This is a genomic window from Streptomyces sp. Root431, from assembly GCF_001426585.1.
GTDB classification, from domain to species: Bacteria; Actinomycetota; Actinomycetes; order Streptomycetales; family Streptomycetaceae; genus Streptomyces; species Streptomyces stackebrandtii.
Window position 1 is genome coordinate 11,361 of sequence record NZ_LMEI01000010.1, and the last position, 12,353, is coordinate 23,713.

Here is a 12,353-nt window from a genome sequence, read left to right on the forward strand (position 1 = left end):
TGGGAACCAGCCGCGTGACCCCGGTCACTTTGGCCGGACAAAACGGACACCATCTTTGTGCACGCGTTCACAAAGACATAGCCTGCATTCGACGGGGCGGTCTTGGGACATACGGCCGCCTGCAGCCCCGCTCATCCCGCAGGAGCACCGTGGCAACTGGCCGAACTCACCGACCGGCGACCCGTAGCCGAGGAATTCCCGAGGCCACCGTCGCCCGGCTTCCGCTGTATCTGCGCGCACTGACCGCGCTCTCGGAGCGCTCCGTACCCACGGTCTCCTCCGAGGAGCTCGCGGCCGCCGCGGGCGTCAACTCCGCGAAGCTGCGCAAGGACTTCAGCTACCTCGGCTCGTACGGCACCCGTGGTGTCGGCTACGACGTCGAGTACCTCGTCTACCAGATCTCCCGTGAGCTGGGGCTCACCCAGGACTGGCCGGTCGTCATCGTCGGCATCGGTAACCTCGGCGCCGCGCTCGCCGGCTACGGCGGCTTCGCCTCCCGTGGCTTCCGGGTCGCCGCGCTGATCGACGCCGACCCCGCCATGACCGGCAAGCCGGTCGCCGGGATCCCCGTCCAGCACAGCGACGACCTCGAGAAGATCATCAGCGAGGACGGCGTCTCCATCGGCGTCATCGCGACCCCCGCCGGCGTCGCCCAGCAGGTCTGCGACCGGCTCGTGGCCGCCGGGGTCACCTCCATCCTGAACTTCGCCCCGACCGTGCTCTCCGTGCCCGACGGCGTGGACGTGCGCAAGGTCGACCTCTCCATCGAGCTCCAGATCCTCGCCTTCCACGAGCAGCGGAAGGCCGGCGAGGAGGCGGGCGCCGAGAGCGGCCCGGAGGCGGGTACGGAGACGGGTGCGCCCACCGCGCCGCCCGCCGCCCGCACCGGGGGCAGCAGCCGCAAGGGACCCGACGGGGACGTCCCCGCCGTGATGCCGGCATGAGCCTCCTCGTCGTCGGGCTGAGCCACCGCAGCGCCCCGGTCTCCATCCTGGAGCGGGCCGCGCTGTCGGGGGACACCCAGATCAAGCTCCTCCAGGACACCCTCGCCGCCGAGCCGGCCGCCGAGGGCACCGTCCTGGCCACCTGCAACCGCATCGAGCTCTACGCCGACGTGGACAAGTTCCACGCCGGTGTCGCCGAGCTGTCCACGCTGCTCGCGCAGCACAGCGGCGTCGGCCTGGAGGAGCTCACTCCTTATCTCTACGTGCACTACGAGGACCGGGCCGTCCACCACCTCTTCTCGGTGGCGTGCGGGCTCGACTCCATGGTCGTCGGCGAGGGCCAGATCCTCGGCCAGATCAAGGACGCCCTCGCGCTCGGCCAGGAGCAGCACACGGCGGGACGCCTCCTCAACGACCTGTTCCAGCAGGCCCTGAGGGTCGGCAAGCGCGCCCACAGCGAGACCGGGATCGACCGGGCCGGGCAGTCGCTCGTCACCTTCGGCCTCGAGCAGCTCGCCGACGGCGCGGGCGACGCCGACGTCGACACCTGGGCCAAGGGCAAGCGGGCCCTCGTCATCGGGGCCGGTTCGATGTCCTCGCTGGCCGCCGCCACCCTCGCGCGCTCCGGCGTCTCCGAGGTCGTCATCGCCAACCGCACCCTGGCCCGCGCCGAGCGGCTCGCCCAGATCCTGAGCGAGCCCGGTGGCACGGGGGTGGCCGCACGCGCGGTCGAGATGGTTGCCGTCGGCGACGAACTGACACGTGCCGACGTCGTCGTCTCCTGTACCGGCGCCACCGGACTCGTCCTCACCGGCGAGGCCGTCGAGGCCGCCGTACTGGGCCGCCGTACCCCGCTCGCCCTGCTCGACCTCGCCATGCCCCGCGACATCGACGCCGCCGCGCACCGGGTGCCCGGAGTCCGGCTCGTCGACATCGAGTCGCTCGCCGAGGCCTCCGCCGACGCGCCGATGGCCGCCGACGTCGACCAGGTCCGCGGGATCGTCTCGGACGAGGTCGCCGCCTTCGGCGCCGCACAGCGCGCCGCGCACATCACCCCGACCGTCGTCGCCCTGCGCACGATGGCCGCCGATGTCGTGGCCAACGAGGTCGCCCGGCTGGAGGGCCGGCTGCCCGACCTCGACGACAAGCAGCGCGCCGAGATCACCCAGACCGTGCGACGCGTGGTCGACAAGCTCCTGCACGCGCCGACCGTGCGGGTCAAGCAGCTGGCCAGCGAGCCCGGCGGCGCCGGGTACGCGGACGCGCTGCGGACACTCTTCGACCTCGACCCGGAGACGGTGGCATCCGTCAGCCGGGCCGACCTGAATGACGCCGACGTCAAGAACCGAGGGCGAGTATGACCGAGAGGGCACTGAGGCTCGGGACCAGGCGCAGCAAGCTCGCCATGGCCCAGTCCGGGCACGTGGCCGACGCCGTCCGGCAGCTGACCGGCCGGCCCGTCGAGCTCGTGGAGATCACGACGTACGGGGACACCTCCCGGGAGCACCTCGCGCAGATCGGCGGCACCGGCGTCTTCGTCGCCGCCCTCCGCGACGCGCTGCTCGCCGGTGAGGTGGACTTCGCCGTCCACTCGCTGAAGGACCTGCCGACCGCCCAGCACCCCGAGCTCGTGCTGGCCGCGATCCCGAAGCGCGAAGACCCGCGCGACGTGCTGATCGCGCGGGAAGGCGTCACGCTCGACCGGCTGCCCAAGGGTGCCCGCGTCGGCACCGGTTCGCCGCGTCGCATGGCCCAGCTCCACGCGTACGCGCGGAGCCACGGCCTGGAGATCACCTGTGTCCCGATCCGGGGGAACATCGACACCCGGGTCGGCTACGTACACAGCGGTGAACTGGACGCGGTGGTTCTCGCCGCGGCCGGTCTCAACCGCATCGGCGGGACCGCGGAGCTGACCGGCTCCCTGTCGCTCGACCACCTGTCGGTCGACTCGGTCCTGCCCGCCCCCGGCCAGGGGGCCCTGGCGATCGAATGCCCGGCGTCCGACGCCGAGCTCGTCGCCACGCTCGCCGCTCTCGACGACCCGCACACGCGGGCCGCCGTGACCGCCGAGCGATCCCTGCTCGCCGCCCTGGAGGCCGGCTGTTCCGCACCCGTGGGTGCGCTCGCCGACCTGCTGGCCGACGACCCCGGTCACGGGCAGGTTGTCACCGAAATGCGCCTGCGCGGCGTCGTCGGCACCACCGACGGCTCGACGCTGGTGCAGCTGTCCACCACCGGTCCCGTACCCACCTCGCACGACGAGGCGATGGCGCTCGGACGCGAACTCGCGGACGAGATGCTCGCCAAGGGTGCGGCTGGTCTTATGGGGGAGCGAGCACTTTGAACCCCACCCGCCCGACCACCAGCCCTGTGTCCTCGGCCTTCACCGGCCACGGGCACGTCACGTTCCTCGGCGCAGGACCGGGAGACCCCGGACTGCTGACCCTCAGGGCCGTCGAGGCCCTCGCGGGCGCGGACGTCCTGATCGCCGAGCCGGAGGTGCTCGAGGTCGTTCGCGACCATGCGCGCGCGGGGGTGAGCACGCCTGAGCTGACGGTTGTTGACGAGGCGTCAACAGCCGCCGGAGTCCCCGTGTTGAGGGATGCCGCCAATCTTGTCATGGAGGCCGCGAGGGGCGGCAGGCGGGTCGTCCGTGCGGTGACCGGCGACCCCGGTCTCGACGGGTACGCGGGAGCCGAGATGCTCGCCTGCGCCGCCGAGGGCATCCCCTTCGAGGTCGTCCCCGGTGTCGCCACCGCCGTCGGTGTCCCCGCCTACGCCGGTGTCCCGCTGCGCGACGCGCAGGGCACGGACGTGCGGTTCGTCGACGCCAGGACCGCCGACGAGCGGTGCTGGTCCGAGGTCGGCGCCTCCGACGGCACCGTCGTCGTGTCGACCTCGCTCGACTCGGTGGCCGCGGCTGCCGGTGAACTGGTGGCGGCAGGCCGTAAGCCGGACACCCCGCTCACCGTCACGATCGCCGGTACGACCACCCGCCAGCGGACGTGGACCGCGACGCTCGGCACGATCGCCCAGGTCTTCAAGCAGGGCAAGATCCTCCCCTCGCCCGAGGGCCACCGGCCGGTCATAGCCGTGGTCGGCGAGCGCAGCGCCCCGGCGCAGCGGGACCAGCTGTCGTGGTTCGAGTCGAAGCCGCTCTTCGGGTGGCGAGTGCTCGTGCCGCGTACCAAGGAGCAGGCCGCCTCGCTCTCCGACCAGCTGCGTTCGTACGGTGCGGTGCCGCACGAGGTGCCGACCATCGCCGTCGAGCCGCCGCGGACCCCGCAGCAGATGGAGCGGGCGGTCAAGGGGCTCGTCACCGGACGGTACGAGTGGATCGCCTTCACCTCGGTGAACGCGGTCAAGGCCGTACGCGAGAAGTTCGAGGAGTACGGGCTCGATGCCCGGGCCTTCGCCGGGATCAAGGTCGCGGCGGTGGGCGAGCAGACCGCCGCGGCGCTCGTCGACTTCGGTGTGAAGCCGGACCTGGTGCCGTCGGGTGAGCAGTCGGCCGCGGGTCTGCTGGAGGACTGGCCGCCGTACGACCCCGTTTTCGACCCGATCGACCGCGTCTTCCTGCCGCGGGCCGACATCGCGACCGAGACGCTGGTCGCCGGGCTCATCGAGCTCGGGTGGGAGGTCGACGACGTGACCGCCTACCGGACCGTACGGGCGTCGCCGCCGCCGGCGGACACGCGTGAGGCGATCAAGGGCGGCGGTTTTGACGCTGTTCTGTTTACGTCGTCTTCCACCGTGCGGAACCTGGTCGGTATCGCCGGGAAGCCGCACAACGTGACCGTGATCGCGTGCATCGGTCCCGCCACGGCCAAGACGGCCGAGGAGCACGGGCTGCGGGTGGACGTGCTGTCGCCCGAGCCTTCCGTGCACAAGCTGGCGGAGGCGCTGGCGGACTTCGGGCTGCGGCGGCGGGAGGCTGCGCTGGAGGCGGGGGATCCTGTCACTCGGCCTTCCGAGCGGCGGCCTGGCGCGAGGCGGCGTCGGACCACGTAGTGGGCTTCTCGGGGTGCGGGTCCCTCGTCGGGGTCCGCACCCCGGTGCGTTGCGCGCGGGTACCGCGGCAACACCGTGTCGGTAAAACCACTGTTTGTGCGGGCGTAGCCTCGGGCTTATGAACTCGTACGGATCCTTTCCCGGGGCGCGGCCGCGGCGGCTGCGGACGACGCCTGCCATGCGGCGCATGGTTGCCGAGACGCGGTTGCAGCCGGCCGATCTGATCCTTCCCGCGTTCGTGCGCGAGGGGATTTCCGAGCCCGTGCCGATCGCGGCCATGCCCGGCGTCGTGCAGCACACGCGGGAGACGCTGCGGAAGGCCGCGGTGGAGGCGGTGGAGGCCGGGGTCTCCGGAATCATGCTCTTCGGTGTTCCCGAGGACGCGAAGAAGGACGCCGCCGGTACGGCCGGGACCGACCCGGACGGCATTCTGCAGGTCGCCATCCGGGACGTGCGGGCCGAGGTCGGCGATGACCTGGTGATCATGTCGGACCTCTGTCTCGACGAGTACACCGATCACGGGCACTGCGGCGTCCTCGACGCCGACGGTCGCGTCGACAACGACGCCACGCTGGAGCGCTACGCCGAGATGGCCCAGGTGCAGGCCGACGCCGGCGTTCACGTGGTCGGTCCTTCCGGGATGATGGACGGGCAGGTCGGAGTCGTCCGGGATGCCCTGGACACCATCGGCAAGGAGGACGTGGCGATCCTCGCGTACACCGCGAAGTACTCCTCCGCCTTCTACGGCCCCTTCCGCGAGGCCGTCGGCTCCTCCCTCCAGGGCGACCGCAAGACCTACCAGCAGGACCCGGCCAACCTCCGCGAGTCGATGCGCGAGCTCGCGCTGGACCTGGAGGAGGGCGCGGACATGGTGATGGTCAAGCCCGCCGGGCCCTACCTGGACGTGCTCGCCAAGGTCGCCGAGTCGGTGGACGTGCCCGTCGCCGCGTACCAGATCAGTGGCGAGTACGCGATGGTCGAGGCGGCCGCCGAGAAGGGGTGGATCGACCGCGACCGGGCGATCTTCGAGACCCTGACCGGCATCCGGCGCGCCGGCGCGAAGATGATCCTCACCTACTGGGCGACCGAGGTCGCGCAGAAGCTGGCGGACAGCCGCTAGTCCCACCAGAACGTCCAGACGGGGCTGTCCAGCAGCCCCGCCCGGGCGTAGTCGCGCAGGTTCGCGTGGCTGCCCTGGTCGATGTTGTCCGGGCAGAACGCGAAGTGCTCCGCCGCCACCGCCTCGGCCTCCTCCACCGTCTCCGGCGGGGACGCGACCGAGACCACCAGCTGGTCGAAGGTGAGCGCGACGACACGGGCCCCGAAGCGGTCCTCCCAGGACCGCAGCACCGCGCACAGCCGGGCCACGTCGTTCTCGTGGTTCAGCGGCCCGGTCCAGCCGATCACCGCGGGGATGTCCGCGCTGCGCCGTGCCGGAACCAGGGCCGGGCGGGCGTCCTCCAGCCAGAAGCCCGGCTCCGTCAGCATCTCGGCGACGGTGGCCGCCGCCTTGTCGGGGTCGATGTCGTACGGCTGTGCCGGGGCCAGGCCCGGCCAGCCGGCGCTTCCGGGTATCTCGTCGGACGCGTACGCGTCCCAGAAGCCGGCGAGGACCTCGTCGGCCTCGTGGTCGGCCGGATCGCTCATCCGCTCCGGCATCAGCTCCCACCGGTCCAGGCTCCACTCGCCGCCCAGCAGCACGGGCAGCAGCCCAGCGGTGCGGGCCGCCGGGCGCAGCGCGCTCCAGGTGGCGGGCCCGGCCGCACCGTGTCCCGACCAGAGGTACGGGGAGTCCGGGGGCCCGGTGAGGGCGCCGGGCGGCAGGTCGAGGCCGAGGGAACGGCCGGTCGGATCGGCTGCGAGCCGAGGCAGCTGGTTCGGGATCATCGCCATGCGGAGAACGTACGGGGCGCCACTGACAAGGGGGCGAGTGGTGGGGCGGCACCGGGCGGCGCACTCTGGAGAGGTACCCGACAGGTACCTCGCTGGAGGTGGTCCTCATGATGCACACGCTCGTCGGATGGCATGTGGAGATGGAATTCCAGGAGGAGGGCGACCGGACGCGGGCGGCGGCCATGGTCCGGCTCAGCGACGGCACCGAATTCCGGGCCCACGGCACGGCCAACCGGCATCCCTCCGATCCCGATCAGCTGCGGGTCGGCGAGGAGATCGCGGGCGCCCGCGCGCTCATGGATCTCGCCTCGCAGCTCCTGCAGAAGGCCCACACGGAGATCGACGAGGTCTCGGGCAGGACCTCGCACAGCATTCGTTGACGAAGAAGCCCCCGGCACGGTGACCCCGTGCCGGGGGCTTCACTTCATCGTTTCGGCAGCTCAGAGGCGCTCGGGCGTCCGGATGCCGAGGAGCGCCATGCCCTGGTGGAGCGTGCGGGCGGTCAGCTCGCACAGGAAGAGACGGTTCTCGACCTGCTCGGGGGTGTCCGCCTTCAGGACCGGGCACTCCGAGTAGAACGTCGTGTAGTGCGAGGCCAGCTGGTACAGGTACGCGGCGAGCTTGTGCGGGGCGTACTCCGCGGCCGTCTCGGCGATCAGCTCGCCGAAGGCGTCCAGGTGCAGCCCGAGGGCCCGCTCGGAGGGCGCGAGGGCCAGCTCCGGGTGGGCCGCTGGCTTCGCGTCGCCCGCCTTGCGCAGGATCGACTGGATACGGGCGTACGCGTACTGCAGGTACACCGAGGTGTCGCCGTTGAGCGAGACCATCTGGTCCAGGTCGAACTTGTAGTCACGGGCCGCCGACGTCGACAGGTCCGCGTACTTCACCGCGCCGATGCCGACCTGCGTACCCCGCTCGGCGATCTCCTGCTCCGTGAGGTCCTGGGCCTTCTCGCGGACCACGGCCGAGGCACGGTCGATCGCCTCGTCCAGCAGGTCCACCAGCCGGACCGTCTCGCCCTCACGGGTCTTGAACGGCTTGCCGTCCTTGCCGAGGACCGTGCCGAAGGCCAGCTGGACGGCCTTCACGTCGTCGTTCAGCCAGCCGGCCCGGCGGGCCGTCTCGAAGACCATCTTGAAGTGCAGCGACTGGCGGGCGTCGACCACGTACACCAGGGAGGTCGCCTTCAGGTTCCCCACGCGGTCGCGGATCGCCGACAGGTCCGTCGCCGCGTAGCCGAAGCCGCCGTCGGACTTCTGGACGATCAGCGGCGTCGGGTTGCCGTCGGGGCCCTTGACGTCGTCGAAGAACACGCACAGCGCGCCCTCGGAGCGGACGGCGACGCCCGACTCCTCCAGCAGGCGGCACGTCTCGTGGAGCATGTCGTTGTAACCGGACTCGCCGACGATGTCCGGGTCGTCGATGTCCATGTCGAGCTTCTCGAAGACCGAGTAGAAGTAGATCTTCGACTCGTCCACGAACCGCTGCCACATGGCCAGCGTCTCCGGGTCGCCCGCCTGGAGGTCGACGACCCGGGCACGCGCGCGCGTCTTGAACTCCTCGTCGGAGTCGAAGAGCGTGCGCGAGGCCTTGTACAGCCGGTTGAGGTTCGACATGGCCTCCTCACCGGAGACGTCGTCACCCTCGGTCTTGTGGTCCAGCTCGTGCGGGTGCTCGATCAGGTACTGGATGAGCATGCCGAACTGGGTGCCCCAGTCGCCGATGTGGTGGCGGCGGACCACCGTCTCGCCCGTGAACTCCAGGATCTCGACCATCGCGGCGCCGATCACGGCGGACCGCAGGTGGCCGACGTGCATCTCCTTCGCCACGTTCGGCTGGGCGTAGTCGATGACCGTCGTGCCGGCCGACTCGTTGAACGGCACGCCGAGCCGGGCGTCGGCGGCGCGGGCGGCGAGCGTGTTGACGATCGCCGCGTCCGTCACCGTGATGTTCAGGAAGCCGGGGCCTGAGACCTCGATCTCCTTCAGGACGTCGTTCGCCGGAATAGCGTCGACGACCTTCGTCGCCAGCTCGCGGGGGTTGCCCTTGAGCTGCTTGGCGAGCGCCAGGATGCCGTTGGCCTGGAAATCGGCCCGGTCGCTTCGTCGCAGCAGCGGGTCGGCGGACGCGGCCTCCGGCAGGGCTGCCGAGAGTCCGTCCGCGAGGCGCTGCTGCACGGTCGAAGCGAGGGAAGGGACCGAGGCCATGAGCTTCCGTTCCTGTTGAGTTCGTCAGGTCTATTTCGCTTGTCAAGTGTCCCATGGGAGAGCAACGTGTTTTCTCCGCCTGTGGACAACCTCGGAGTGCGTCCTTCCGTCTGGGAGAATGGCTCACGTAGGGCTGTACCGCAGCGAGGCCATCCAGCAGGACCCCTCAGGAAGAAGGACGTACCGACCGTGGCTCAGAGCAGCACCGAGACCGACTGGGTCTCCCGTTTCGCGGACGAGGTCATCGCCGAGTCGGAGCGACGTGCGCCTGGCAAACCGGTCGTCGTCGCGTCCGGTCTCTCCCCGTCCGGCCCCATCCACCTGGGCAACCTCCGCGAGGTCATGACCCCGCACCTGGTCGCCGACGAGATCCGCCGCCGCGGGTACGAGGTCCGGCACCTCATCTCCTGGGACGACTACGACCGCTACCGCAAGGTGCCCAACGGCATCGAGGGCATCGACGCGTCCTGGGCCGAGCACATCGGCAAGCCGCTGACCTCCGTCCCGGCCCCGGCCGGCTCGCCCCACCCCAACTGGGCCGAGCACTTCAAGGCCGCCATGGTCGAGTCGCTGGCCGAGCTCGGCGTCGAGTACGACCCGATCAGCCAGACCGAGCAGTACACCGCCGGCGCCTACCGCGAGCAGATCCTGCACGCCATGAAGCACCGCGGCGACATCGACGCCATCCTCGACCAGTACCGGACGAAGAAGGCCCCGAAGAAGCAGTCGCAGAAGCCCCTCGACGAAGCCGAGCTGGAGGCCGAGGAGGGCTCCGGCGCCGCCGCCGAGGACGACGGCTCCGGCGGCACGTCCGGCTACTTCCCGTACAAGCCGTACTGCGGGCAGTGCGAGAAGGACCTGACGGCCGTCACGTCGTACGACGACGAGACGACCGAGCTGGCCTACACCTGCACGAACTGCGGCTTCGCCGAGACGGTGAAGCTCAGCGAGTTCAACCGCGGCAAGCTGGTCTGGAAGGTCGACTGGCCGATGCGCTGGGCCTACGAGGGCGTCATCTTCGAGCCCTCCGGCGTCGACCACTCCTCGCCGGGCTCCTCCTTCGTCGTCGGCGGCCAGATCGTCCGCGAGATCTTCGACGGCGTCCAGCCGATCGGCCCCATGTACGCCTTCGTCGGCATCAGCGGCATGGCCAAGATGTCGTCCTCGCGCGGCGGCGTGCCGACCGCGGCCGACGCGCTGAAGATCATGGAGGCTCCGCTGCTGCGCTGGCTGTACGCCCGCCGCAAGCCGAACCAGTCCTTCAAGATCGCCTTCGACCAGGAGATCCAGCGGCTCTACGACGAGTGGGACAAGCTGGAGGCCAAGGTCGCCGACGGCTCCGTGCTGCCCGCCGACGCCGCCGCCCACACCCGCGCGGCCCGCACGGCCGCCGGCGAGCTGCCCCGGACCCCGCGCCCGCTGCCGTACCGCACGCTCGCCTCGGTCATGGACATCACGGCCGGCCACGACGAGCAGACCCTGCGGATCCTGACCGAGCTCGACCCGGAGAACCCGGTCACGTCCCTGGACGAGGTCCGGCCGCGCCTCGACCGCGCCGAGAACTGGATCACCAACCAGGTCCCGGCCGACCAGCGCACCATCGTCCGCGACGAGCCCGACACCGAGCTCCTCGGCACCCTCGACGACGAGGGCCGCGAGTCGCTGCGGCTGCTCCTGGAGGGCCTGGACACCCACTGGTCGCTCGACGGGCTCACCACGCTCGTCTACGGCGTCCCGAAGGTCCAGGCGGGGCTCGACCCCGAGGCCAAGCCGACGCCCGAGCTGAAGCTCGCCCAGCGTGCCTTCTTCGCCCTGCTCTACAAGCTGCTCGTCAGCCGTGAGACCGGGCCGCGCCTGCCCACGCTGCTCCTCGCGGTGGGGGCGGAGCGGGTGAGGAAGCTCCTCGGCGCGTGAGCGTGTGAGTACGTGAGTACCTGAGCATGTGAAAGGGCCGCCACCCGGATCCGGGTGGCGGCCCTTTCACATGGACCTACGGGGTGTCGACGTCGGCCCGGGCCTCCTGGACCCGCGCCTGCGCCCTCGGGATCGCCTGCCGCAGCAGGTCGATGTCGGTGGCGGGGAACTCCTGGAGGCCGTACTGCTCGGCCACCAGCTGCGCCAGCTCGGCCTCGGCGGGGAGCTGCTCGTGCTCCAGCACGTACGCCCCCAGGACCTTGTAGACGACGTCCTCGAACTCGTCGACCTGCGGCTCCTGCCGCTCGACGTACTCGGGGTACTCGACGAACTGCTCCGGGCCCGGCGCGGGGACGTCCTCCGGCCCCATCGGCACGGGGACCGGCGTCGGCTCCAGGCCTTCCACGATCTGAGGGTTGTACGTGCCCTCGTACGACTCCGGGGAGACCTGCTGCGCGTCGAACCACGGGCTCTCGTGGTTCGGCTCGCCCTCGGGGAGCCCGGGCTGCGGCTGCTGCTGGGGCTGCCGCGGCTGGGGGAGCTGCTGGGGCGCGGGCGCCCCGACCGCCGCCGGGACGGCCAACGGTGCCGCCATCGGGACCGCCGCCTGCTGCGGCTGCGGAGGCAGCACAGCCGGTTCGATACCGGCCGCCGCGAGGCCCGCAGCGGCCGTCTCGGCCAGCGGCACCCCGTACCGCGCCAGACGCAGCGGCATCAGCGCCTCCACCGGGGCCTTGCGGCGCCAGCTACGGCCGAAACGGGCCTGGAGCCGTGCCTGGTAGATCAGGCGCTCCTGCTCCAGCTTGATGACCTGCTCGTACGAGCGGAGCTCCCAGAGCTTCATCCGGCGCCACAGCCGGAACGTCGGCACCGGGGAGAGCAGCCAGCGCGTGAGCCGGACGCCCTCCATGTGCTTGTCGGCCGTGATGTCCGCGATGCGGCCCACCGCGTGACGCGCGGCCTCGACGGCCACCACGAACAGGATCGGGATCACCGCGTGCATCCCGACGCCCAGCGGGTCCGGCCAGGCGGCCGCGCCGTTGAACGCGATCGTCGCCGCCGTCAGCACCCAGGCGGTCTGGCGCAGCAGCGGGAACGGGATGCGCAGCCACGTCAGGAGCAGGTCGAGCGCGAGCAGGACACAGATGCCCGCGTCGATGCCGATCGGGAAGAAGTACGAGAAGGTGCCGAAGCCCTTGTCCATGGCGAGCTCGCGGACCGCGGCGTACGAACCCGCGAATCCGATCCCCGCGATGATCAGCGCGCCGCCGATGACGAGGCCGATGAGTATTCGGTGTGTGCGTGTCAGCTGCATCGCGGCCACCCGCGATCCCCTCCCCGTCAAACGACATCTCGCGCGCACAGAGTGGCACATGCACACGGAGCC

At 71.0% G+C, this 12,353-nt stretch carries 10 protein-coding genes; 7 read left to right on the forward strand and 3 right to left on the reverse strand.

Annotation, left to right across the window (positions count from 1 at the left end):
- The first annotated feature begins 149 nt into the window (after positions 1-149).
- The 5 genes from ASC82_RS17660 to hemB all read left to right on the forward strand — a co-directional run bounded on the left by ASC82_RS17660 (position 150) and on the right by hemB (position 6,075).
- Positions 150-944: a redox-sensing transcriptional repressor Rex gene (locus tag ASC82_RS17660; protein WP_056648704.1), complete on the forward strand. Its 795-nt coding sequence runs from the start codon at positions 150-152 to the stop codon at positions 942-944.
- Positions 941-2,305, forward strand: a complete 1,365-nt coding sequence (locus ASC82_RS17665) for a glutamyl-tRNA reductase (RefSeq protein WP_056648706.1) — start codon at positions 941-943, stop codon at positions 2,303-2,305. The genes ASC82_RS17660 and ASC82_RS17665 overlap by 4 nt, the downstream gene beginning before the upstream one ends.
- Entirely contained in the window at positions 2,302-3,288 is a 987-nt protein-coding gene (hemC, locus tag ASC82_RS17670) for a hydroxymethylbilane synthase (RefSeq protein WP_056648708.1), read from the forward strand. The genes ASC82_RS17665 and hemC overlap by 4 nt, the downstream gene beginning before the upstream one ends.
- Positions 3,285-4,955 (forward strand): uroporphyrinogen-III synthase, encoded by a 1,671-nt coding sequence (locus ASC82_RS17675; protein WP_056648710.1) that lies wholly within the window; start codon positions 3,285-3,287, stop codon positions 4,953-4,955. The genes hemC and ASC82_RS17675 overlap by 4 nt, the downstream gene beginning before the upstream one ends.
- 118 nt (positions 4,956-5,073) lie before the next feature.
- The gene (gene hemB, locus ASC82_RS17680) at positions 5,074-6,075 is read left to right on the forward strand and encodes a porphobilinogen synthase (RefSeq protein ID WP_079039333.1); all 1,002 of its coding nucleotides are present in this window, start codon (positions 5,074-5,076) and stop codon (positions 6,073-6,075) included.
- On the opposite strand, the gene ASC82_RS17685 is transcribed toward hemB, so the two are convergent.
- Positions 6,072-6,848 (reverse strand): DUF4253 domain-containing protein, encoded by a 777-nt coding sequence (locus tag ASC82_RS17685; protein WP_056648714.1) that lies wholly within the window; start codon positions 6,846-6,848, stop codon positions 6,072-6,074. The two genes, hemB and ASC82_RS17685, sit on opposite strands and share 4 nt — an antisense overlap.
- A gap of 110 nt (positions 6,849-6,958) precedes the next feature.
- Between ASC82_RS17685 and ASC82_RS17690 the strand changes: the two genes are divergently transcribed.
- Positions 6,959-7,228: a DUF1876 domain-containing protein gene (locus ASC82_RS17690; RefSeq protein WP_024757862.1), complete on the forward strand. Its 270-nt coding sequence runs from the start codon at positions 6,959-6,961 to the stop codon at positions 7,226-7,228.
- Positions 7,229-7,288: 60 nt separating this feature from the next.
- Here ASC82_RS17690 and argS read toward each other — a convergent pair whose 3' ends face one another.
- Positions 7,289-9,052: an arginine--tRNA ligase gene (gene argS / locus ASC82_RS17695; protein WP_056648716.1), complete on the reverse strand. Its 1,764-nt coding sequence runs from the start codon at positions 9,050-9,052 to the stop codon at positions 7,289-7,291.
- Between the two features lie 189 nt (positions 9,053-9,241).
- On the opposite strand from argS, the gene lysS reads away from it, so the two are divergent.
- The gene (lysS, locus tag ASC82_RS17700) at positions 9,242-10,966 is read left to right on the forward strand and encodes a lysine--tRNA ligase (RefSeq protein WP_056648718.1); all 1,725 of its coding nucleotides are present in this window, start codon (positions 9,242-9,244) and stop codon (positions 10,964-10,966) included.
- A gap of 76 nt (positions 10,967-11,042) precedes the next feature.
- Here the strand turns inward: lysS and ASC82_RS17705 are convergent, their stop codons facing one another.
- A complete protein-coding gene (locus ASC82_RS17705) occupies positions 11,043-12,290 on the reverse strand; it encodes a DUF2637 domain-containing protein (RefSeq protein WP_079039334.1) in 1,248 nt (415 codons plus the stop codon).
- Positions 12,291-12,353: the final 63 nt, after the last annotated feature.